The organism is Leucobacter sp. NPDC015123 (genome assembly GCF_043080205.1).
Classification (GTDB): Bacteria; Actinomycetota; Actinomycetes; order Actinomycetales; family Microbacteriaceae; genus Leucobacter; species Leucobacter aridicollis_A.
In genome coordinates this window covers 136,473-157,508 of sequence record NZ_JBIBVH010000008.1, presented here as the reverse complement: position 1 = coordinate 157,508, position 21,036 = coordinate 136,473, and the positions used below count along the sequence as shown (strand labels likewise).

At 65.0% G+C, this 21,036-nt stretch carries 20 protein-coding genes and 2 tRNA genes; 14 read left to right on the top strand and 8 right to left on the bottom strand.

Features of this window, described 5'->3' with window-relative positions:
• Positions 1–191: 191 nt before the first annotated feature.
• On the bottom strand, positions 192–1,031 hold the full coding sequence (locus ACF07D_RS14270) for a Sir2 family NAD-dependent protein deacetylase (RefSeq protein ID WP_391505344.1): 840 nt from the start codon (positions 1,029–1,031) through the stop codon (positions 192–194).
• 83 nt (positions 1,032–1,114) lie between these two features.
• Here ACF07D_RS14270 and pyrE point away from each other — a divergent pair, with 83 nt between their 5' ends.
• Both pyrE and ACF07D_RS14260 read left to right on the top strand, forming a co-directional pair.
• Positions 1,115–1,669: an orotate phosphoribosyltransferase gene (gene pyrE, locus ACF07D_RS14265; protein WP_391505343.1), complete on the top strand. Its 555-nt coding sequence runs from the start codon at positions 1,115–1,117 to the stop codon at positions 1,667–1,669.
• A 147-nt stretch (positions 1,670–1,816) separates the two neighbouring features.
• The gene (locus ACF07D_RS14260) at positions 1,817–2,599 is read left to right on the top strand and encodes a sulfite exporter TauE/SafE family protein (RefSeq protein ID WP_119281808.1); all 783 of its coding nucleotides are present in this window, start codon (positions 1,817–1,819) and stop codon (positions 2,597–2,599) included.
• 15 nt (positions 2,600–2,614) lie between these two features.
• On the opposite strand, the gene ACF07D_RS14255 is transcribed toward ACF07D_RS14260, so the two are convergent.
• A complete protein-coding gene (locus ACF07D_RS14255) occupies positions 2,615–3,400 on the bottom strand; it encodes an HAD-IIA family hydrolase (RefSeq protein WP_391505342.1) in 786 nt (261 codons plus the stop codon).
• 64 nt (positions 3,401–3,464) lie between these two features.
• Here ACF07D_RS14255 and ACF07D_RS14250 point away from each other — a divergent pair, with 64 nt between their 5' ends.
• Positions 3,465–5,111, top strand: coding sequence for a phosphoglucomutase, alpha-D-glucose phosphate-specific (locus ACF07D_RS14250; RefSeq protein ID WP_391505341.1), 1,647 nt, complete (start codon positions 3,465–3,467; stop codon positions 5,109–5,111).
• 137 nt (positions 5,112–5,248) lie between these two features.
• A complete protein-coding gene (gene pheA, locus ACF07D_RS14245; RefSeq protein ID WP_119281810.1) occupies positions 5,249–6,211 on the top strand; it encodes a prephenate dehydratase in 963 nt (320 codons plus the stop codon).
• Between the two features lie 232 nt (positions 6,212–6,443).
• Here the strand turns inward: pheA and ACF07D_RS14240 are convergent, their stop codons facing one another.
• Complete coding sequence (locus tag ACF07D_RS14240) at positions 6,444–6,713, bottom strand: hypothetical protein (protein WP_391505340.1); 270 nt, start codon at positions 6,711–6,713, stop codon at positions 6,444–6,446.
• A gap of 35 nt (positions 6,714–6,748) precedes the next feature.
• On the bottom strand, positions 6,749–7,345 hold the full coding sequence (locus tag ACF07D_RS14235) for a hypothetical protein (RefSeq protein WP_391505339.1): 597 nt from the start codon (positions 7,343–7,345) through the stop codon (positions 6,749–6,751).
• 526 nt (positions 7,346–7,871) lie between these two features.
• On the opposite strand from ACF07D_RS14235, the gene ACF07D_RS14230 reads away from it, so the two are divergent.
• Positions 7,872–8,261, top strand: a complete 390-nt coding sequence (locus ACF07D_RS14230; RefSeq protein ID WP_119281811.1) for a PadR family transcriptional regulator — start codon at positions 7,872–7,874, stop codon at positions 8,259–8,261.
• Positions 8,258–9,442, top strand: coding sequence for a hypothetical protein (locus ACF07D_RS14225; protein WP_391505338.1), 1,185 nt, complete (start codon positions 8,258–8,260; stop codon positions 9,440–9,442). The genes ACF07D_RS14230 and ACF07D_RS14225 overlap by 4 nt, the downstream gene beginning before the upstream one ends.
• A 4-nt stretch (positions 9,443–9,446) precedes the next feature.
• On the opposite strand, the gene ACF07D_RS14220 is transcribed toward ACF07D_RS14225, so the two are convergent.
• Complete coding sequence (locus tag ACF07D_RS14220) at positions 9,447–10,460, bottom strand: diacylglycerol/lipid kinase family protein (protein WP_391505337.1); 1,014 nt, start codon at positions 10,458–10,460, stop codon at positions 9,447–9,449.
• Between the two features lie 42 nt (positions 10,461–10,502).
• On the opposite strand from ACF07D_RS14220, the gene serS reads away from it, so the two are divergent.
• The 8 genes from serS to ACF07D_RS14180 all read left to right on the top strand — a co-directional run bounded on the left by serS (position 10,503) and on the right by ACF07D_RS14180 (position 16,378).
• Positions 10,503–11,774 carry a serine--tRNA ligase gene (serS, locus tag ACF07D_RS14215; RefSeq protein WP_119281814.1) on the top strand — a complete coding sequence of 424 codons (1,272 nt, stop codon included), beginning with the start codon at positions 10,503–10,505 and terminating at the stop codon, positions 11,772–11,774.
• 3 nt (positions 11,775–11,777) lie between these two features.
• Positions 11,778–12,629 (top strand): HAD family hydrolase, encoded by an 852-nt coding sequence (locus tag ACF07D_RS14210; RefSeq protein WP_255808774.1) that lies wholly within the window; start codon positions 11,778–11,780, stop codon positions 12,627–12,629.
• Between the two features lie 95 nt (positions 12,630–12,724).
• Positions 12,725–12,815 (top strand) — tRNA-Ser (locus ACF07D_RS14205).
• Between the two features lie 160 nt (positions 12,816–12,975).
• Positions 12,976–14,256 carry an LCP family protein gene (locus ACF07D_RS14200; protein WP_119281816.1) on the top strand — a complete coding sequence of 427 codons (1,281 nt, stop codon included), beginning with the start codon at positions 12,976–12,978 and terminating at the stop codon, positions 14,254–14,256.
• Positions 14,257–14,314: 58 nt separating this feature from the next.
• A tRNA-Ser gene (locus tag ACF07D_RS14195) sits at positions 14,315–14,406 on the top strand.
• A 151-nt stretch (positions 14,407–14,557) separates the two neighbouring features.
• A complete protein-coding gene (locus tag ACF07D_RS14190; protein WP_391505336.1) occupies positions 14,558–15,610 on the top strand; it encodes a hypothetical protein in 1,053 nt (350 codons plus the stop codon).
• An 82-nt stretch (positions 15,611–15,692) separates the two neighbouring features.
• Positions 15,693–16,088 (top strand): hypothetical protein, encoded by a 396-nt coding sequence (locus ACF07D_RS14185; protein ID WP_119281818.1) that lies wholly within the window; start codon positions 15,693–15,695, stop codon positions 16,086–16,088.
• A gap of 83 nt (positions 16,089–16,171) precedes the next feature.
• On the top strand, positions 16,172–16,378 hold the full coding sequence (locus ACF07D_RS14180) for a hypothetical protein (RefSeq protein ID WP_391505335.1): 207 nt from the start codon (positions 16,172–16,174) through the stop codon (positions 16,376–16,378).
• A 27-nt stretch (positions 16,379–16,405) separates the two neighbouring features.
• Here the strand turns inward: ACF07D_RS14180 and ACF07D_RS14175 are convergent, their stop codons facing one another.
• Genes ACF07D_RS14175 through ACF07D_RS14165 form a run of 3 tightly spaced genes read right to left on the bottom strand, consistent with a single transcriptional unit; the run spans position 16,406 to position 20,691 of the window.
• Positions 16,406–16,948 carry an HPP family protein gene (locus ACF07D_RS14175; RefSeq protein WP_119281820.1) on the bottom strand — a complete coding sequence of 181 codons (543 nt, stop codon included), beginning with the start codon at positions 16,946–16,948 and terminating at the stop codon, positions 16,406–16,408.
• 9 nt (positions 16,949–16,957) lie between these two features.
• The gene (locus tag ACF07D_RS14170) at positions 16,958–18,784 is read right to left on the bottom strand and encodes an ABC transporter ATP-binding protein (protein ID WP_391505334.1); all 1,827 of its coding nucleotides are present in this window, start codon (positions 18,782–18,784) and stop codon (positions 16,958–16,960) included.
• Positions 18,781–20,691 (bottom strand): ABC transporter ATP-binding protein, encoded by a 1,911-nt coding sequence (locus tag ACF07D_RS14165; protein ID WP_391505333.1) that lies wholly within the window; start codon positions 20,689–20,691, stop codon positions 18,781–18,783. The genes ACF07D_RS14170 and ACF07D_RS14165 overlap by 4 nt, the downstream gene beginning before the upstream one ends.
• Between the last annotated feature and the right edge of the window lie 345 nt (positions 20,692–21,036).

Below are 21,036 nucleotides of genomic sequence, written 5' to 3'. Positions count from 1 at the left end.
GAATGATCGTCCACGGGAAACGTTGGGGTGGGCGACGCCTCGTGAGAAACTGAACGAGCTATTGGCTGGTGTTGCACTAACACCCTGAAACCGCCTCGTGTACATTCGCCGGAATCGTGTACATCGGCGCAGGTGCCGAAATGGGCCGGACAGGGCAGAACCTGCCCGGGCCGGGCTGCCCCAGCGTCCCGCTACGCCCCGAGCGCGTCGGCGAGTGCCGTCAGTGTCTCGGTCGTCCCGCCGTCGATTCGCACAGCAAGCGACGGGCGCCCGTCGACGGCTGTCGGCCCACGATTGATCACCGCGAGCGGGTTCCCGAGCCGTTCAGCCTTGTGCACGAGCCGCATCCCAGTGTTCACCGCGAGCGAGGAACCCGCGACGAGCAGACCCGTCGAACGCGAGACGAGCTCAGCTGCAGCATCAAACACCGCGACAGGCACGGTCTCGCCGAAGTAGACGACGTCGGGGCGCAAGGTTCCCCCGCAGCCTGGGCAGAGCGGCACCCGAACGGATTCAACCTCGGTAACCAGGGCGTCACCGTCTGGCGCGACCTCAGCGTTCGCGTTGCGTTCCGCATAGCCGGGGTTCAACGTGTCGAACCAGCCGAGCACCTCGCTCCGTGTCCACCGTTCTCCGCACTGGATGCAGCGCATGATCCCACCGCCGCCATGGAGCTCGACCACGTTTCGCGATCCGCCGCGCTTGTGCAGGCCGTCGACATTCTGCGTGATGACGCCGTCGATGCGTCCCGTGGCTTCGAGCCGCGCCAACGCGCGGTGCCCATCGTTCGGCTCGACAGTGTTCATTCGGTTCTGCCCGATCCGGGCGCCTGCCCAGAATCTGCGCCGATAGTGCGGGTCTTCCGTGAACTGCGCGATGTTCATCGGGTTGCGAGGCGGAGTGCCGGCCCCGCGATAGTCGGGAATGCCCGAGTCAGTGCTCATGCCTGCCCCCGTGAGTACCGCGACAGGGCCGCGCTCGAACAGTTCACTAAGTTCAGCAAGCTGCGCTTCAGGGATTCCCACGTTCACGCTTTCGAGCATAGAGCCCCAACACCCCCGCGTCACCGAACTCTCGCTGCCGGCGTAACGTCACCAAACACTAGAATCGAAGCATGACCACCGCACGCGAAAAGCTCATCGAACTCATCAAGTCGGAGGCCGTCTTCCACGGCGACTTCACGCTCACGAGCGGCAAGAAGGCCACCTACTACATCGATCTGCGTAAGCTGTCGCTCGATCACCGCGCTGCCCCGCTCATCGGCCAGGTCATGCTCGACCTCATCGCAGATATCGATGGCGTCGTCGCAGTCGGCGGCCTCACGATGGGCGCGGACCCGATTGCTTCGGCGATCATGCACCAGGGTGTCGCTCGCGGCGAGGTGTACGACTCGTTCGTTGTGCGCAAGGAGCCGAAGGATCACGGCCGCGGCCGCCAGGTCGAGGGCCCGGACCTCGAAGGCAAGCGCGTCATCGTTGTCGAAGATACGTCGACGACTGGCGGGTCACCGCTCGCCGCCATCGAAGCGCTCAAAAAGGTTGGCGCCGAGGTCGTCGCCGTCGCGGTTGTTGTGGATCGTCAGGCCCCCGCAAAGGCTCGCATTGAAGAAGCCGGCTACGAGTACCGCTTCGCGATCGGCCTCGAAGATCTGGGCCTCGCCCCACAGTAGCGGCCCTCGGCCCGGGTTTTCCCGGGCCTGACGCCGCACGTGTCCTGGACCAAAACGCCGCACGCCTCCGGGGTCACGAGACGGCTTCCGCGTTGTTCCGCGGCGAGCCTGTCAGGCCCCACTCCGACAAGCAAAGTAGCTCAGACCATGAACGCCTCAGTGCGACCAAGCCCGCTCCCCCTCATCGCCATCGGCATCCTCGGAGGGCTCCTCTCGGGTCTCTTCGGCATCGGCGGAGGCACAATCATCGTGCCCGCGCTCGCGCTCTGGCTGAGCATGCCGCAGAAGCTGTCTGCTGGCACGTCGGTCGCGGCGATCCTGCCGACGGCGATCGTTGGCGCGACGACGTATGCACTCCAGGGCAACGTCGACTGGATCGCCGCAGCGCTGCTCGCCGTCGGGATCGTCGTTGGCGCGCAGGTCGGCAGCCACCTGCTGTCCAAGCTGCCGGTCGGCGCGATCCAGTGGGGCTTCATCGCCTTCCTCGCTGTCGTGATCGTGAGCCTCTGGTTCGTCGTGCCGCAACGCGACGACGAGATCACGATGACCGCGCTCATGGGCGCCCTGCTCGTCGTGACGGGCTTCGTGACTGGAATCCTGTCTGGCCTGCTCGGAGTGGGCGGCGGGGTTGTCGTGGTACCGATCCTGATGTTCTTCTTCGGCGCGAGCGACCTCATCGCGAAGGGCACTTCGCTGCTCATGATGATCCCGGGCTCGCTCTCGGGCACGATCGGGAATTTCAAGCGCGGCAACGTTGATCTGCGCGCCGCCGCCTACATCGGCATCGCCGCGTCGGTCTGCGTGCCGTTCGGGTCGATGTTCGCAGGGTGGATCGACCCGTTCTGGGGCAACATCGCCTTCTCCGCGTACCTCGCGTTCATCGCGACGCAGATGCTCGTGCGCAAGATCAGGGGCAAGGCTGCCAAGTAGCGCCCCGCGCTGGCGCTAGTCGAGCAGCTCGGCGACCGAGCCGAGCACCTCGTTTGGCCGGAACGGGAACTTCTCGATCTCTGCCCTGTCTGAGATGCCAGTCATCACGAGCACAGTGTGCAGGCCTGCCTCGATACCCGCGACAATGTCTGTGTCCATCCGGTCGCCGATCATCCCGGTGTTGTGCGAGTGGGCGCCGATCTTGTTCATCGCCGAGCGGAACATCATCGGGTTTGGCTTGCCGACGACGTAGGGCTCCATGCCTGTCGCCTTCGTGATGAGGGCGTTGATCGCTCCGGTCGCGGGGAGCACGCCGTCTGGGCTCGGCCCAGTAGCGTCAGGGTTCGTCGAGATAAACCGGGCGCCCTTGTTGATGAGGCGGATCGCCTTCGTGATCGCGTCAAACGAGTAGTTGCGGGTCTCGCCAACGACGACGAAGTCGGGGTTGGTTTCAGTCATGACGTAGCCGGCGTCGTGCAGCGCGGTCAGGATCCCTGCCTCGCCGAGCACAAACGCCGAGCCACCAGGCTTCTGCTGCTTGAGAAAAGCGGCGGTGGCGAGCGCGCTCGTCCAGATCCGCTCCTCGGGAACCTTGATACCACTCGCGGCGAGTCGGGCAGAGAGGTCGCGCGCCGTGAAGATCGAGTTGTTTGTGAGCACTAGGTAGGGCTGCTCATTCGCAGTCCACTGCGCGATGAGCTCGGCGGCGCCCGGGATAGCCCGATTCTCGTGCACGAGCACACCGTCCATGTCAGTCAGCCAGCACTCAATGGACGGACGGTCTTGCTGCATCTCGCTCATGGTTCACAGACTACTCCGTGAAGGTGAACGCGACGTGGCTTTGTTGGCCTGGCACACTAGAGGCATGGATGTTCGTGCAGGCATGCTTCCGCGCCCCGAAGACCTCGTCGATATCGCTGCGCTCGTGCGCGCGTATACCGAGGTCGTACCCGACCCCGAAGTGCCGTCACAGCGAGTGGTGTTTGGCACCTCAGGCCATCGCGGCTCGGCTCTCACGGGCTCCTTCAACGAGGCCCATATTGCCGCCATCGCCGCCGCCATCGCAGAGTACAGGGAGGCGCAGGGCATCCGCGGCCCGCTCTTCATCGGGGCTGACACCCACGCCCTCTCCGCTCCCGCGGAGCGCACCGCGGTCTCCGTGCTCACCACGCTCGGCGTCCACGTACTGACAAACGCCGGGCAGGGCGACGAAGCATACGTGCCAACCCCTGCCTTGAGCCACGCAATCCTCATGCATAACCGGGGCCGGGCGGCAGACGATCCTGATCGCGCTGACGGCATCATCGTGACCCCGAGCCACAACCCGCCGGACGACGGCGGCATCAAGTACAACCCCCCGCACGGCGGGCCCGCAGACACCGACGCCACGAGCTGGATCGCCAAGCGCGCCAACGCCCTGCTCGAAAGCGGCGAGTGGTGGGCGCTCGCGGCCCCCCAACCGCCGAGCGCGCCAGTCGTGCCGGGCGCCTACGACTTCCTCGGCGCGTACGTCGAGGGGCTCGCAAACGTGATCGACATGCGGGCGATCAGCGAGTCAGGGATCCGCGTCGCGGCCCATCCCCTCGGCGGGGCGAGCGTCGCCTACTGGTCGGCGATCCGCGACCGCTACGAACTCGACCTCACGGTGCTCGGCGCAGGCGTGGATCCGCAGTTCGCGTTCCTCCACCTTGACTGGGACGGGAAGATCCGGATGGATCCGTCTTCCGCCCAGGTGATGTCGACAGTGGCCCCCTACCGCGACGAGTACGCGATCGTCACAGGCAACGACGCAGACGCGGATAGGCACGGGATCCTGACCCGCGACGGCGGGCTCATGAACCCGAACCACTTCCTTGCCGTCGCGATCGACTACCTGCTCGAACACCGCCCAGACTGGCCTGCCACGGCGGGCATCGGAAAGACACTCGTCTCGTCGGCAATGATCGACCGAGTCGTCGCCGCGCACGGGCGCCGGCTCGACGAGGTTCCCGTCGGGTTCAAGTGGTTCGTGCCAGGACTCTCAGAGGGCAGCGTCGTCTTCGGCGGCGAGGAGAGCGCCGGCGCGTCCTTCCAACGGTTCGACGGGACTCCGTGGAGCACGGACAAGGACGGGATCCTGCTCTGTCTCCTCGCCGCAGAGATCGAGGCAGTCACTGGGCAGTCACCGTCCGAACGCTACAGCGCCCTCGTTGAGCGGTTCGGAGAGCCAGCGTACGCGCGCATCGACGCTCCAGCGACTGGCGAGCAGAAGGCCCGGCTCGCGGCGCTTTCGGCGTCGGACGTTGCCGAGTCCGAGCTCGCCGGCGACCCGATCACGTCGATCGCAACGGAGGCGTCAAATGGTGCGGCCATCGGCGGTCTCAAGGTCTCGACCGAGCGCGCCTGGTTTGCCGCCCGCCCGTCGGGCACCGAGGACGTCATGAAGATCTACGCCGAATCGTTCGCGGGGCCGAACCATCTCATCGAGGTGCAGGCGGCGGCGCAGGCGCTCGTCGCGCGGGTGCTGAGCTAGGTTTCGCGCTGCCGGGCGCTGGCCCCGGTTCAGCGCAGAGTCGCTGCGGTGCGTGCGGCTGCGACTACTGCAACGCCGCATAAGCTCGCCGCTCGCATGCACCCGACCGCACGCCCGCTCGCGGTACGCTTGGGCTCATGTCACACTCCTCGGAACCCACGCGCAGCTACTCCTACCTGGGGCCCGCGGGGACGTTTACCGAGGCGGCCCTCAAACAGGTCGACGCGGCTCGGGGACAGACCTGGCGGCCCGTATCGAACCTTGGCGAGGCGTTGAACGATGTCGTGACGGGTGTCAGCGACGCGGCGATGATCGCGATCGAGAACTCCATCGACGGCGGGGTGACAGTTGCGCAGGACGCGCTGGCGACGATCCCTGGTCTGCGCATCATCGGCGAGTACCTCGTGCCTGTACGATTCGTGCTCGTCGCCCGGCCCGGCGTGAAGCTCGAAGACGTGACCGTGGTCGCGGGTCACCCCGTCGCGTACGGCCAGTGCCGTGCCTGGCTCGATGGCGCTCTGCCCCAGCACCGCCACCTCCCAGCGACCTCAAACGTGCAGGCGGCCGCCGATCTCTTCGACGATGCCAAGCAGGTTGACGCTGCAATCGCTCCCCCGGGAATCGAAGACCACTACGACGTCGAGGTACTCGCCGAAGGGATCGCAGAGAATCCAGACGCCGTCACCCGCTTCGTGCTTGTGAGTCGAGTCGGCCCCGTCAGCGAGCCGACCGGGGCCGACAAGACTTCGCTCATAGCCGAGCTCCCAGAGGACCGTTCGGGCGCGCTTCTCGACCTGCTCGAACAGTTCGCGACCCGCGGCGTGAACCTCACGCTGCTCGCGTCGCGCCCGATCGGCGATCGGATGGGCCGGTACCGGTTCGTCATCGACGCCGAGGGACATATCAAGGATGAGCGCGTGGCTGATGCCCTGCTCGGCGTGAAACGGTCGAGCCCGAACGTCGTGTTCCTCGGATCGTATCCGCGGGCCGACAGGGTCTCTGCAGAGATTCGACCTGTGCACGACGATAACCGCTTCCGCGACGCCCGCGACTGGCTGCGCGAGGTCATCGAGGGCGTGGACGAGGCGTCCGAGCGGTAGCGCCTATTCCGTTGCTTCGTTCCTTGCCCCCTTTCCCGCAAGATGAAGCGCTAGGCAGGCAAGCACACCCGGCACGTCAGCTGCCTCCTGCAGCTATACGTGTGCGGTGTGGCGGGCGAATCGCCGTGGGGAAGGGCTAGCCGAGTTCGCGTGCCCCTCCCCACGGAAATTTGACGCGTGCAGTTACGAAGCAGATCCAAAAGCTACTCCCATTTCCCTGGAGAGCCCTCCGTCACCACATAAGATAAGCGACCGCCAGGAGCCCCAGTGCGACCGCTGCTACAAGGGCGATGAAGAAGGCCGTCAGGTTGCTTCTTTTTTGGTTTTCTTGATCCTTGGGTTGAATGAGGGTCGAAAAGAACTCAGCGCTGAGCAGGAAAAGTATAAACGCTCCGATCCACGCAAACCAAGGGATACCTGGGTGAAAAGGGATTATTACTGCAGTCGCGACAACCGCGATCAGCACATTGAATACGTGATTCGCCTTCGTAAGTTTTCCCATGGACTCACGCGCCCTCCTTCTAGACAGGCCTCCCCCTAACAAGAGATTGCAGTAGTCAAGACGCCTCCCGCAGCATTACAGGCAGCGCCCGTTACAATGCCAGCAATCGGAGTTGCGACACCGCTGGCGCCAAGTGTTGCGGGAATGCATACAAGCCCGCCCCACGCGATATTAAACGCCCAGGCCACCCACTTTGGCATGCAGACCCGAGCCGAAATTGCCCCGTTAGGCCCTTGGCCGCCTTTCGGCTCAGCGAGAATGGTCTGCGTCTCCTCATCGAAACGGAACGTGATATTTTGGTTTCCTTTGTTGTCGAGTTCGATTGAAGCGATGACGGCGCCATTCTCATCCCTCCACAAAGCCACATCGTCAGTGATGTTTACAGAGTCGCCTTCAACTATGTTCAGCTTGAGGCCATCTCCTGCAGGGTAAGCGGACCGTTCATTGCCTACCTGATCGTATGAGACCTGGGTTTCGCCTGCCGGAGGCTCGGCTGCGCTAGCAACACCAGTGCCCAGAGACGTAAGTGCGAGTGCCGTCACAACAGTGGCGACCAGAGACCGTGTGAATTTAGTGCGCATACATAACCCTTTCTTGAAATTGACTGGGCTGCTGCTCTGATGAAATGCCACGGGCGTCCCTCGCCACTTGGCAGTCCGGAACAGGAGCACGTACCAGCACTCTAATTCACATTCGGCGATGAATATCTCTCAATTTAGTATCGCTTGTAGCAAGATGCGACACTGAGCGTCGCCTTGGTTTCAGTCGAGGCCCAGAAAATCAAGCGGGTTACCAACCAGCGCTTGAGCCGTCCGCAGCGGCAGGCTCGCCGACTGATCTGCTTCGGCGCACGAATATCTCGAGCGCACACCTTGAACCAACTGCGCAAGGCGTGCGCTCGCTACAACCATGTGCCGGAGTGGCGCAGCTTTGGGGCAAGGTCGGCCTGGTCGGCGAGCCAAGGAACAGGCGCGTAGCCGCAGAGTCAGGCCGACAGGCTGTCAGGCCGACAGACAGGCAGGCCGACAGACAGGCAGGCCGCCCGACAGCCGAACGACCCACAGAACGCACCCGTGCCATAGCGCCTAGTCTTCTTGACAGCACACTATTGCGTAATGCACACTAGTGCGTAACAGCGAACATATGAGGGGGGTCCGAGTGGACGGAACGCAGCTACTCAAGGGCGTACTCGACGCCGCTGTCCTCGCGGTAGTCGAGCGCGAAGACGGCTACGGCTACGACGTGGTGCGGCGCCTCCGAGAGGCTGGACTCGACGAGGTCGGCGACGCCTCGGTCTACGGCACGCTGCGGCGACTCTACGCAGCCGGGGCGCTATCGACATACGTCGTTCCCTCTGATGGCGGGCCCCACAGGAAGTACTACAGCATCACCCCGGGTGGGCGAGAACTGCTCGAAGAGCAGCGTGGCAGCTGGCACCAGTTCTCCGAGACTCTCAGCGCATTGATCTCACCGCAGCCGACGCACCAGCCCCCGCCTCACCCCCAGCCATCACTTCCCCAGACGAGCCCCGAAGGAGTCACCGAATGAACGCCAGCGTCTCACTCACCAACGCCCAGCGGGCCGAGGCGTTCACGACCGAGGTGCGGGCTCACCTGAGCGACCTCCCCGCAGACGAGCTCGACGAACTGCTCGACGGTCTCGGCGCAGACCTCACCGAACGCCTCAATGAAGGCGATGCCCTAGGGGATGCAGCCCAGTACGCCGAAGAGCTCCGGCAGGCTGCCGGGCTCCCGCCCCGCGGCCCCGAGAAGCCCGCGAAGGTCACAGTCGCCGAGAAGTTCACCAGCTTGAAGCAGCGGGCCGCAGACTGGTTCGACGCGACCCCAGGCAGGCAGGGCTTCCGCGGCCTGATGGCCTCACTGAGGCCTGTCTGGTGGGTACTCCGTGCTGTCGTCGGCGCCTGGGTTGCTCTCCTGCTCCTCCGGCACCCACTCGTGAACGGCTTCCCGATCTCGTTCTGGTCGCTTGTCTTCACCCTCGGCTTGATCATCGTGAGCGTGCAGTGGGGCCGGGGCCGATGGCTGCCGCAGCAGTGGATCGTGCGGGTGCGCGACATCGCCAACGTCGCAGCGGTGATCCTGACAGTGCCGTTCCTCGCAGCGGGGTGGGCCAACATCAGCACTCCGCACTACGACTACGTCGTCGAGGAAGCGAGCACTCAGGGCCTCGCACACAACGGCGGCCAGGTCACGAACATCTACGCGTATGACTGCGCGGGCAACCTCCTGGATTCGGTTCGGCTCTACGATCAAGACGGCAAGCCCATCACCACCATGGGCGAAGACGAGTCGACTGCGCCAGACAGCTGGGTTCAAGCTGAGGATCGCAGCTACGCGCACTCTTTCAACCCCGCCGCCCGCGATGCCGAGGCGTGGAACGTCTTCCCACTCAGCAACGCGCCCTACTCCGACGTCACGGGCGAGGCAGGCACCCCCGCGGCCGCGCAGCCCCAGAAGCGCGAACTTCCGCCACTGTCTCGCGACTGTGTCGACCCGGCGGCGAGCGCCGAGGGGTCGGCCCACGGCGCCGAGGAAGGCGACAACCCCGCGGCAGAGGGCGACATCACCGAGGGCGCAAAGCAGGGGGAGGAGTCAACACCAGCCGAGGGAGCGACCCGGCAACAGCAGCCAGCCGACGGCTCGACCCCGCCCGACGCCACGACGACCTCCGCAGTCACGCCAGCGAATCAGACCACGGCGAGGCAGTGAGATGCTATTCAGGCCGCTGCCACCCGGGAAGCACGCGGACGATGAGGGCACCCGGGTCCACCTGGCCTCGGACCTTGACCGCAAGGCCGAAGTCATCGCCGTCGAGCTGAACAGGCTCAGGGCCCTCCACGGCAAGCGCGTACTCGCGGGCGCGGACATAGGTCACATTCTTCGTGTCGTTGACGAGGTCGATGATCCGGCGCCCCGCCTTCGTTTTCCGAAGCACGCCATTCTCCCAACCGATCTTGTTCCAGATCCTGATCCACGAGAACGGACCGAGCGGCCGAAGCGCGACCACGTCGAGGAGTCCGTCGTCTAGGCTCGCGTCGGGAATGAGGAGCACGCCGCCAGGGAGCAAACCACAGTTGCCGATCATCACCGTGTAAACGGTCAGGCGCTTCGCCTCAGATCCATCCATCGAGTACTGGATCTCGAGCGGCTTATCTTTGACCATCGTCCGCACGCCCGCGTCGACGTAGGCGAGCCAACCGACTCGCTTCTTCAGCCTCGACCGGGTCGCTCGGATGGCGCGGGCGTCGAGGCCCATCCCGGCGAGCACGAGGAACGCGTGCTCCTCTTCTTCCGAGGCACCGCTCTCATCCGCGGGGCGCACGATCGTCATACTCCCGAGGTCGATTGTCCGGCCCGACCCGAAGAATGCTGCCTCCACCGCGGCCGAGAGGTCGCCGAGCGGCATGCCAATGTTGCGGGCGAGGAGGTTCCCGGTGCCCTGGGGCACGATGGCGAGCGGCACCTCCGTGTACCTCAGCCCCTCGGCGATCGCCCGGATCGTGCCGTCGCCGCCCGCCCCCAGCACGACGCTCGCGCCATCGGAGACGGCTCGCTTCGCCGCACCGAGGCCAGCATCGTCGGCTTCAGTCTCGTACCATCGCGTGCCCGACCAGCCGGCTTTCGACTCGGCCGCTTCGACGGCGCTCCGCAGCCCCGCGATGTCAGTTTTCAGCGGGTGGTACACGACCGCGGCGTGCGGCTGCGTACGACTGGGGACCATGGTCATGGATCAATCGTAGCCGCGAGCCCGGCGCGCTAGGCTAAGAGGGTGATCGATCCAGTACTTCTCCGCAACGATCCCGACGTCGTGAAGCGCTCACAGCGCGCCCGAGGCAACGATGAGTCGGTTGTAGACGAGGCGCTTGCGGCTGATGCTGCGCGCCGTGAGGCACGTGGCGAGTTCGAGCGACTGCGCTCGGAACAGAAGTCGGTCGGCGAAACCGTGAAGACCGCGGCGAAGGAAGACAAGCCTGCACTCATCGCCAAGGCACAGGAGTTTGCCGCGCAGGTAAAAGCGGCCGAGGCTCGTGCGAAAGACGCTGATCAGGAGTTCGAACGCATCGCATCGCGCATCGAGAACATCGTCATCGACGGTGTCCCCGAGGGCGGCGAAGACAACTTCGTCACGCTCCGCACTGTCGGCGAGGTCCCCGAATTCGATTTTGAACCACGCGACCACCTCGCCCTCGGCGAGCTGCTCGGCGCGATCGACATGGAGCGCGGAGCGAAGGTCTCGGGCGCACGGTTCTACTTCCTGCGCGGCGTCGGCGCTCGCCTCGAGATCGCACTCATGAACATGGCGCTCGACCTCGCAATGCGCAACGATTTCACGCCGCTCATCACCCCGACGCTTGTGAAGCCCGAGATCATGGGCGGAACCGGCTTCCTGGGCGAGCACGCCGACGAGGTGTACCACCTCAAGGATCAGGATCTGTACCTCACAGGCACAAGCGAGGTCGCGCTCGCCGGCTACCACTCCGACGAGATCCTCGACATCTCGCGTGGGCCCGTCCGCTACGCCGGCTGGTCGACGTGCTACCGGAGCGAGGCAGGCTCGCACGGCAAGGACACACGCGGCATCCTCCGCGTTCACCAGTTCAACAAGCTTGAGATGTTCGTCTACACCGACCCCGCGGACGCCGAGGCCGAGCACGACCGCCTTGTCGCATGGCAGGAAGAGATGCTGCAGGCGCTCGGCCTGAGCTACCGCGTGATCGATGTGGCGGCTGGCGACCTCGGCTCGAGCGCTGCGCGCAAGTTCGATATCGAGGCGTGGGTGCCGACGCAGGGCACCTTCCGCGAACTGACATCGACGTCGAACTGCACGACGTTCCAGTCGCGCAGGCTCCAGACGCGGTTTCGCACCGAAAGCGGTAAGACCGCCCCGGTTGCGACGCTGAACGGCACGCTCGCAACGACTCGCTGGATCGTCGCGATCCTCGAAACTCACCAGAACGCTGACGGCAGCGTGACGGTACCCGAGGCGCTCCGCCCGTACCTCGGTGGACTTGAAGTACTTAGCCCGGTAGAAGGAACGTAATCAATGCAGGATCGCCACATCATCGCCCTCGACCTCGACGGAACCGTGCTGCGTCACGGGTTTGAAGGCGCGGGTGACCATGCCGCTGGTGGGATCATCGATCCCGAGCTCGCTGAGGCGATCCGCACGCTACACGAGGCCGGCCAGGAGGTCATCGTCTCGACAGGCAGGTCGGTCGACGCGACGCTGCCGATCGTCGAACGCCTCGGCATTCGCCCCGAGTGGGTGGTGACGGCGAACGGGGCCGTCACGCTGAAGCGTGACCCCTTCGGCACCCGCGGGTACCGCCGCGAGTACGTGGAGGCGTTCAACCCGACCGATGCATTGCAGAAGATTCGCCCGCAGCTCGCCACCGCACACTTCGCTGTCGAGCTCGCAGACGGCACATTCCTCTACACGAAGGAGATCCCGTCAGGGACGCTCCCAGCAAACCAGCGCCGCGTCGCGTTTGAGGATCTCCTCGGCGTTCAGGCCGCCCGCGTCATCGTATTCTCCCCCGACTATCGCGTCGAGGAGTTCATGAGCGCAATCGAGTCGCTCGGTCTCACCCACGTCTCCTACGCTGTCGGCACGAGCTCCTGGCTCGACATCGCGCCTGACGGCGTGACAAAGGCGAGCGCCCTTGAGGTACTGCGGGAGAAGCTCGGCGTGAACGCAGCGAACGTCTTCGCAGCCGGCGACGGCCGCAACGACATCGAAATGCTCGAGTGGGCGGGCCGGCTTGGCGTTTCGGTCGCGATGGGTCAGGCCGTCGACGAAGTGAAGGCTGCAGCAACTGAGGTCACTGCATCCGCCGAAGCTGGCGGGCTGCTGCTCGCGCTGCGCAAGCGTTTCCCCGAGCTCCTCTCGGCCTAGCTCCGGGCCTGGCTGCATGGCCCGAACCCGAATTCTGTACCCCCTTTCACGCCGAGTGGAACGATTCCCCGCGAACATTTGGTAGGCTCTTCTGCGGAGGGTTGTCCGAGCGGCCGAAGGAACTTGTCTTGAAAACAAGCAGGCGGTAACCCCGTCTCAGGAGTTCAAATCTCCTACCCTCCGCCAGGTGAAAGCCCCCGATCAGGTACTTCGTACCGGGGTCGGGGGCTTTCTCATTGACAGGATTCTCCCGGCTCGCCTCAGGCTGCCCTCAGGGCTGTCGGGTAAATTAGGGAAATCTTGCGGGACTTTTCTGTGCCGCAGCGACTAGCAAGGGGAACACCGCATGGCGAGAAGGACGCAGGCAGAACAGCCGCGCCGATCAGTCGTACGCCACGGAAAGCTCTCCCGCTCCTCCTCAGTCAAGAACTTCAGCAGGTTTCTGCTCACCACTGTCCTCGTGATCGCTTTTTCGGGCGTCGCTACTGCCGCGTATGCGCTGTGGGGGTTCGTCAACAGCGCAAAGACAATTGACCTTGGCACCTCAAACGAGGCCATCGGAGCCGGGAAGCAGACAATCGACGGTGAGCTCACGATCCTGCTCGCGGGGTCTGATACGCGCGCTGGCCAGGGTTACGACGATGGCGAGGAGGGCGAGCTCAACGATGTCAACCTCCTGCTCCACATCTCCGCCGACCACAAGAACGCCACGGTTGTCAGTTTCCCGCGCGACCTGATGGTCCCCATCCCGAGCTGCCCGAGTGAGGACGGCGAGGAGGGCTATTACCCAGCGATGAGCGAGCAGCAGCTCAATACTGCGCTCGGCTACGGCGGGCTCCCCTGCGTCGCGCGCACGATCTCTGAGCTCACGGGTATGGATATCCCCTATGCGGCCATGATCACGTTCGACGGCGTTGTCGGCATCTCGGAGGCAGTCGGCGGCGTCGAAGTCTGCCTGACCGAGCCACTCGTCGACCCGAAGACTGACCTCGATCTACCTGCGGGCATGAACACGCTCGAGGGCTGGGAAGCCCTCCAGTTCCTCCGCACCCGCTACGGCGTTGGAGACGGCAGCGACATCTCGCGCATCAACAACCAGCAGGTCTTCATGTCCTCGCTCATGCGGAAGCTGAAGAGCGCCGAGACGCTGTCTGACCCGTTCAAGGTCTGGAACCTCGGAAAGGCAGCCGTTGACAACATGCTGCTCTCCGAAAGCATGAAGAGCATCCAGTTCATGCAAGCTGCCGCTGGAACTGTTCGCGACATCGATCTTGGCAACATCAACTTCGTGCAGTACCCGACCGTGGACCACCCGTACCAGTCGGGCCGCCTCCTGCCGAACACCGAGCTTGCAGCGGTGCTCATGGAGACACTGCAGAGCGGTGAGGCGTTCGATGTCACCGGCACCGGTGGCGCTGTCGCAACGCCAGACGACGCAACAACTGAGACCCCCGCGACGCCAGAGACGGAAGCGCCAGCCACCGAGGCTCCCGCAACGCCAGAGGGCGAGACCCCCGCGACCGACGGCGGCACCTCGAGCGGTGGCGACCGCGTGCAGTTGCCCCCCGAGATCACCGGCCTGAAGCCAGATGTCGAGAGTTGCTCGGTGGGTCGCACAAACTACTAGTCCAAGGATTTCCTGGCTCAGGATTTTCCCGTTAGACTAAGTGGCGTTGCCTGCTCATGGAGACGTGCCGGAGCGGCCGAACGGACTTCACTGCTAATGAAGGGTCGGGGTTAAACTCGACCGGGGGTTCAAATCCCCCCGTCTCCGCCATAGACAGGTAACACACGAAGGCCCCACTCCTCGGAGCGGGGCCTTCGTGTTTGTGCGGCACGTAACCGCAGCGAATGGTAACTCCCAGCGCGCATCCTCGACCTTCCCGACGCATTGGGGTAGCGTGTAGGCACTCACACCAGGGGGAGTGATGCGGAAGACGTTTGCAGGCGCCATCACCGTGGCCGTCGTCGGTCTCACGGCCGGCGGGGGCTTGCTCGCCGCGTCTCCGTCTCCCGCACACGCCGATCACCCCGGCACGGTCTGCTCGTATTGGGGCGGCGAGGCCGACTCGTTCCACGTTCGTGTGGATTGGCTCGCCGGCCGCAGCTTCAGGGTCGCGATCACCGACTTCACGCTCGTCTCCCAACCAAACCCGACTGGTGATGCCTTCGCGCCGCTACCGCTTGAGCCGAACCTGCGGGTCGGCACCAATACTGTCGAGCTTGGCGACGGGCTCGCGGTCTCAGATGTGTCAATCTCGCAGGCAGTAGCACTCGAGCCGGCGGGGACCGCGACGGATGAGCCGATCGCGAACTACCTCCGGCTCGAGCCCGCCCCGTGGGAGCGCGTCGACGTCGGAGAACACTCGATCACCTGGTTGCAAGACATCGATGCGCGCAGCGACGAGCGAGGCAGCCAGGTCACGCCACAGGCTGGCGGCAAGGCGGCAGAGCTCAAGGCGGCTTCCGCCGGCGTGCTCGATTTCACGCTCACCGTCCCCGACGCCGCCGCCGGCGAGGTCGTCCTGTTCAGCGGTCTCACTTCGAGCCACACCGACGCGACGTTCAACAGCGGGTCGGGGTCCTGGGTGCCGGGCGCGCCGCACGCGCTCACGGTCACCGGCTGCTCGGTTACTGTCGAGCCCGTGGAGCGAGACACCGGGGCGCAAGCCCCCACTGAGAGTGACGTTGCAGGCCCCGCGGAACCTCAGGGGCAGGCGGAGCGCGAGCACACCGAACCAGACGCACATGCGCCCTCGCGAGGCGACGCCGCGGCGACACCGGATGACAACCCAGATCAGGATCGGGCCACCCCAGAGCCCTCCCTGTCGCCTCCCCCGCAGGGCTCCAAACCTGAGGAGGCTGAGGATCCCCGGATCGCTCGGGCCGGCTCTCCCTCGGCGCTGCTGACGATCCTTATCGCGGGTGGGGCAGCGATTATCGGCATGACACTCATCGCCGGTTCACGGCAACGCTTGTAACAGGGGTTCTCTCAGGCATCGCCTGTGAATCCCACAGGGTACTTGGATAGCGTTGAGCATCCGCTACTCCGGGAGGCACGACATGAAGCACCCACTCGCCGCCGTCGCGGCAATCGTTTTCACAGGCTCGCTGCTTGCGGGCTGCTCCGGCACTGGGGAGCCTGCAGCACCGACGGACTCGGCGCCCTCCGCCGCAGAGATCGAGAAGTTCATCGCCGACGGCACCTTCCCCGAGGGCTTCCCGTCAGACGCCAAGGACGTTCGCGTCGCGCAGCAGGGCAAGCAGGTCGCGGCCTCTTGGAAGGGCAGCCCGATCGATGCCGATTGCGTGCCAAGCACCGACGGCCCTGGTCCGTACGCGAGCCTACTGCTGCTCATGGACGTCGGCATCCAGCAGACCGAAAAGTGCGGTGATTTCTGGCAGGCGACGCAGGCCGATGGATCACGTCTCTTCTGGAACTCAAGCCGCGAGGAATAGGCCGGCGGCACTCAGCTCTTACTGCGCAATCCTTCAGCTTCGCGTTCTACGGTGGCAACCCACGCAGAACCTAGGAGGCACAAATGAATGTCAAGCGCACTCACGACGCCGACAAGGCCGCGGCTGCCGCAGCCGAACACGAAGACTCACCGGACACCGTCGATGAGCCCGTGCTCGACGGCGCGACCGAGGCAGACGACTCCGACGCCGACCCGCGCAAAGGCATGACCGACCCGCAGCTCATCCGCGACACTGAGGCCGAGCGGGCGACCGTTCACCCGTACCTATAGCGCCACGCGCCGCGGGGCACACGGGCCTCAGCGAATGGCGGAACGGTGCGGGTAGGTCGCGCCGGTGATCCGGTGCCAGACGAGCGCAATCACGACGATTGACACCGCGCTCAGCAGCACGGGCGCCACAAGGTAGCTCCACCCCGCACCCGTGACGCACACGACAACCGCGTTCGCAACCGCGGGTGGATGAAGTACCCGCAGCACAAGCATCGCGACGACCGAGAGGGCGGCAGCGAGCGCCCCCGCGAGCGCGGAGGCGAGCTCGCCGTTCCACCACCCCGTGTGCGGGATCGCGCCGACGCCGAGCCCAACTGCCGCCGAGATCATATGCCCCCCGACGACAGCGATCGGCTGCGAAACGGGGGCCTCTGGCAACGCGAAAACAAGCAGGCAGCTCGGCGCGAAGCCGAGAAACAACAGCGTGAGATCCATCGACGTGCCGAGCGCCCCGAGCAGGGCGACAGCTGCGCCCGTACCGATGGCGGCGAACGCGATCCTGCGCCACGGGAGGCGGGGCTGCGTGCTCGTTATGAGCGCACGCAGCTCCTCGCCCCACCGTTTTTGCACGGTTCCACCTTACGCGAGCGAGTCTTCCCAGGCCGCATGGAGCCCGGCGAACCTGCCGCCCGCGGCGATGAGCTCCGCCGGGGAACCGTCCTCGACCACGCGGCCATGCTCCATCACCAGAACCCTGTCAGCGATCGCGACAGTGGAGAGCCTGTGCGCGATGATGATCGCTGTGCGATCCGCGAGCAAGCGCTGCAGCGCATCCTGCACGAGGCGTTCGCTCGGCAGATCGAGCGACGCTGTCGCCTCGTCGAGGATCAGCACAGCCGGGTCTGCGAGGAACGCGCGCGCAAACGAGACGAGCTGGCGCTGACCTGCCGAAACTCGACCACCGCGCTTATTCACGTCGGTGTCATAGCCGTCAGGCAAGGCCTCGATGAACTCGTCGGCGCCGACAGCAGCGGCCGCCGCGACGATCTCATCCCGCGTCGCGTCCGGTTTCCCGAGCGCGATGTTCTGCGCGATCGTGCCGCTGAACAGGTACGCCTCCTGCGTGACCATCACAATCGCCCGACGCATATCGACAGGGTCGAGCTTACGCAGGTCGACACCGTCAAGTGTCAGCCTGCCCTCGGTCGGGTCATAGAAGCGTGCCACGAGCTTCGCGAGCGTCGACTTGCCCGCACCCGTCGTTCCGACGAGTGCGATCGTCTGCCCTGCCGGGATCTCGAGATTGCAGTCTGCAAGCACGACCCGCGGGTCGTCTGCTCCGCCGTAGCGGAAGCTCACGCCGTCAAACTTCAGCTCGCCGCGAGCCTCAGACAAAGCGACAGGCTGCTCGGGATCCTTCACAGTCGGCTCCTCCTCAAGCACACCAGACACCTTTTCAAGTGCGGCGACAGCCGACTGGTATGAATTCAGGAACATCGCGACGTCTTCAAGCGGGCCAAAGAAGTTGCGAACGTGAAGCACGGCGGCGAGCAGTACGCCGACCGCGAGCGCGTTATCTGTGACACGGAACGCGCCCCAGAGCAGCACCACCGCGATCGTGATGTTGCCGAGCAGCACGAGCCCAGGGTCAAGGACACCGAAGAGGTTCACGACGCGCAGGTTCGCGCGGCGGTAGTCGTTAGACACCTTCGCGAACGCCTTGTCGTTGCGCTTCTCGCGGCGGAACGCCTGCACTGCGCGGATGCCAGTCATCGTCTCAACGAATTGCACGATAAGCCTGGCGCTCACGGTGCGGGTCGCCCGGAAGCCCTTCTGGGATTCGATAACGAACCACCACATGAGCAAGCCGAGCGGCAGGCCCATGCACACGAGCAGCACCCCTGAGCGCCAGTCGATGAGGAACAGCGCGATGAGCGTGAACGAGCCGAGCAGCACAGCATCGATGAGTTCTGAGAGGCTGCCATCGAGCAGCTCCTGGATCGACTCGAGGTCGCTCGTCTGGCGCGAAATGATGCGTCCCGACGTGTACCCCTCATGGAACTCGAGGCTCAACCGCTGCGTGTGCCTGAAGATGCGCGTGCGCAGCTCAAGCATCACCGCCTGGGTGAGCTTCGCGATGAGCACGACGTACCAGCCAACGAGCGCGGCACCGCCGCCCCCGATCACGAGGTAGGCAAGCGAGATCCCAATCGCGGGCACCCAGTCGCCCTGCTCGACAGCGCGCGGCAGCGCCTCGTCGATGCCAAACGCGATGAGCGATGGCCCGATCGCGCGGAACACTGCCGACGCGATGACGACCGCGGCGGTGAGAATGATGAGCCGCCGAAACGGCCCAAGAAGCGACGCGAGCAGCCTCAGCGATCGCTGTCTGATGGCGCGACTCTCCTCGCGCGTGTAGCTGTTGCGGTCTTCGCCGCGCGTTCCGCGGACGCTCTCGGGGCTCAACGTGCCACCTCCTCGGTGCCAGTCGTGTCTGAATCGTTTGTCGGTTTGGTGTCGTTCGTGCGGTCGAGTCCCGGGCTGTCGGCGTGCCGATCCGAGGTGGCCGCGGGCTCCTCCGACGCTGGCTCCTCACCCGCCTCAAGCGAGGTGATGAGGTAGCGGTAGTGCTCGCTCGTGCGAAGCAGTTCGCTGTGTGTGCCCACCGCGACGACGCGGCCGCGCTGCATCACCGCAACGCGGTCCGCCATCGAAACTGTCGACGGCCTATGAGCGACAATCAGCGCCGTGGTACTCGCGAGCACCCGCCTCAGCGCGGCCTCAACGAGCGCCTCGGTGTCAACGTCGAGCGCCGACAACGGGTCATCGAGCACGAGCACGTCGGGCGCCGCAGCAACCACGCGGGCGAGCGCGAGGCGCTGGCGCTGGCCGCCAGAGAGGCTCATGCCCTCCTCGCCCACCTCGGTGTCGAGGCCGTCAGGCAGATCGTAGGCGAACCCAGCCTGCGCGACCTCGAGCGCTTCTCGCAGCACTCGGTCGGCCTCGGGCCCGGCCGGGTCGAGATCGTCTCGACCGAGCAGCACGTTGTCGCGCACGCTTGCCGAGAAGAGGATCGGATCCTCAAACGCCACCCCAATGCGTCGCCTGAGCTCTTCGAGCCTGAGCTCGCGCACGTCGACGCCGTCGAGTTCGACCGAGCCAGCCGTCACGTCGTAGAGTCGCGTCGGCAGCGCTGTCAGTGTCGTCTTGCCCGAGCCCGTCGCCCCGACAAGCGCCATCGTCTCGCCCGGCCGCAGCACAAGGTCAAGGCCGTCGACAAGGTCTCGTTCGCTGTCGCGCGCGTCGGGGAACCTAAAGTGCACATCGCGGAACGCGAGCTCACCGCGAGGGTGCTCGACTGTGCGCGGGTGCTCCGGGTCGGTGATCGTGATCTCAGCATCGAACACCTCGAAGACACGGTCCGTCGCAGTACGCGCATCGATCATGAACGAGAACAGGAACCCGAGCGAGTTCATTGGCCAGCGCACCGCAGCGGCGAGCGCAAAGAAGCCGAAGAGCTCACCGACGGAGAGCTGCCCCATGCTCGCGAGCACGATACCCGTGAACAGGCAGGCGCCGAGGGCGAGGAACGGCACGAGGTCGTACCAGAACCAGATCAGCCCAACCTCGCGAGCCTTGCGCATCTCGGTTCCCCGCAGCGACTCAGCCCGCTCGCGGAACTGCTGAAGCGAATGCGCGCCGCGGCCAAAGGCCTTGAGCACTCGAATGCCGTGCACGCTCTCTTCGACAGCGGTCGCGAGGTCGCCAGACTGATCCTGACTCTGCCGCGAGAGCACGCCGTACTTCTGCTCGAAGCTGTACCCGACAATCCAGATTGGCAGCGAGCAGACGAAGAACACCGTGCCGAGCACCCAGTGCCAGCGGAACAGGAGCCCGATGCCGATGAGCATCGTGAGTACGTTCACAATCAGCATGATCATGCCGAATGTCAGCCAGCGGCGAATCATGCCGATGTCCTGCATCATTCGGCTGAGCAGCTGGCCCGACTGCCACCTGTCGTGGAACGCCACGGGCAGGCGTTGCAGACGCTCGTAAAAGGTCTGCCTGATCGTGAACTCGACCTCGGTCATGGGGCGGAGCACGAAGCGTCGGCGCAGGAAGATGAAGAGCGCCTCGGCGACGCCGAGCGCGAGCACGGCGATAACGCCCCACAGGATCGCGGCACGGTTGCCGGTGAGGAGTGGCCCGTCAACGACCTCCTGCAGAACGATCGGGATGGCGAGGCTCGCGACCGACCCGAGAAGTGCGACGAGCAGCCCCGCAAGTACCCACCACCTGGCGGGCTTAGCGAAGGGAATCAGCCTGGCGAGCGCCTTGGGCAGAGACAGTGAAGCAGTGGATGAAGAAGACATGGTCCCTAAAAACGAGAGAGGTGCGCTCGTGAAGCGCGGAATGCTGTGGAGTGAGAGTGGGCCAGAAACGGCCGAGGTCTAGTGTCCGGTCAGCGGGTTGCCTGGACGGAGAGACTTCGTGAACGTGATGATTTCAAACATTGTCTTCTCCTTTCCAGGTCGTAGGGATTCCAAGAAGACACCCTACCCACATCTCGCGAGACGACGCAAGCACCAATTGTTCGCCACGCCGGGTGCCCGTGCGCAGGCGGTCTGGCCCGGCGGACCCGCGCCCGCATTTCGCGAACTCGCCCCTTCCCTGCAGAACACCCCCATACCGACGGTTGGGAAGGGGGCATTCTGCGG

Coding starts and splice junctions, on each gene's coding strand:
- ACF07D_RS14225 (WP_391505338.1), top strand. CDS start 8,258: ATGAACGCCAGCGTCTCACTCACCAACGCCCAGCGGGCCGAGGCGTTC.
- ACF07D_RS14180 (WP_391505335.1), top strand. CDS start 16,172: ATGAATGTCAAGCGCACTCACGACGCCGACAAGGCCGCGGCTGCCGCA.
- ACF07D_RS14210 (WP_255808774.1), top strand. CDS start 11,778: ATGCAGGATCGCCACATCATCGCCCTCGACCTCGACGGAACCGTGCTG.
- ACF07D_RS14240 (WP_391505340.1), bottom strand. CDS start 6,713: ATGGGAAAACTTACGAAGGCGAATCACGTATTCAATGTGCTGATCGCG.
- ACF07D_RS14220 (WP_391505337.1), bottom strand. CDS start 10,460: ATGACCATGGTCCCCAGTCGTACGCAGCCGCACGCCGCGGTCGTGTAC.
- pheA (WP_119281810.1), top strand. CDS start 5,249: ATGTCACACTCCTCGGAACCCACGCGCAGCTACTCCTACCTGGGGCCC.
- ACF07D_RS14260 (WP_119281808.1), top strand. CDS start 1,817: ATGAACGCCTCAGTGCGACCAAGCCCGCTCCCCCTCATCGCCATCGGC.
- ACF07D_RS14250 (WP_391505341.1), top strand. CDS start 3,465: ATGGATGTTCGTGCAGGCATGCTTCCGCGCCCCGAAGACCTCGTCGAT.
- ACF07D_RS14185 (WP_119281818.1), top strand. CDS start 15,693: ATGAAGCACCCACTCGCCGCCGTCGCGGCAATCGTTTTCACAGGCTCG.
- ACF07D_RS14165 (WP_391505333.1), bottom strand. CDS start 20,691: ATGTCTTCTTCATCCACTGCTTCACTGTCTCTGCCCAAGGCGCTCGCC.
- pyrE (WP_391505343.1), top strand. CDS start 1,115: ATGACCACCGCACGCGAAAAGCTCATCGAACTCATCAAGTCGGAGGCC.
- ACF07D_RS14190 (WP_391505336.1), top strand. CDS start 14,558: ATGCGGAAGACGTTTGCAGGCGCCATCACCGTGGCCGTCGTCGGTCTC.
- ACF07D_RS14255 (WP_391505342.1), bottom strand. CDS start 3,400: ATGAGCGAGATGCAGCAAGACCGTCCGTCCATTGAGTGCTGGCTGACT.
- ACF07D_RS14200 (WP_119281816.1), top strand. CDS start 12,976: ATGGCGAGAAGGACGCAGGCAGAACAGCCGCGCCGATCAGTCGTACGC.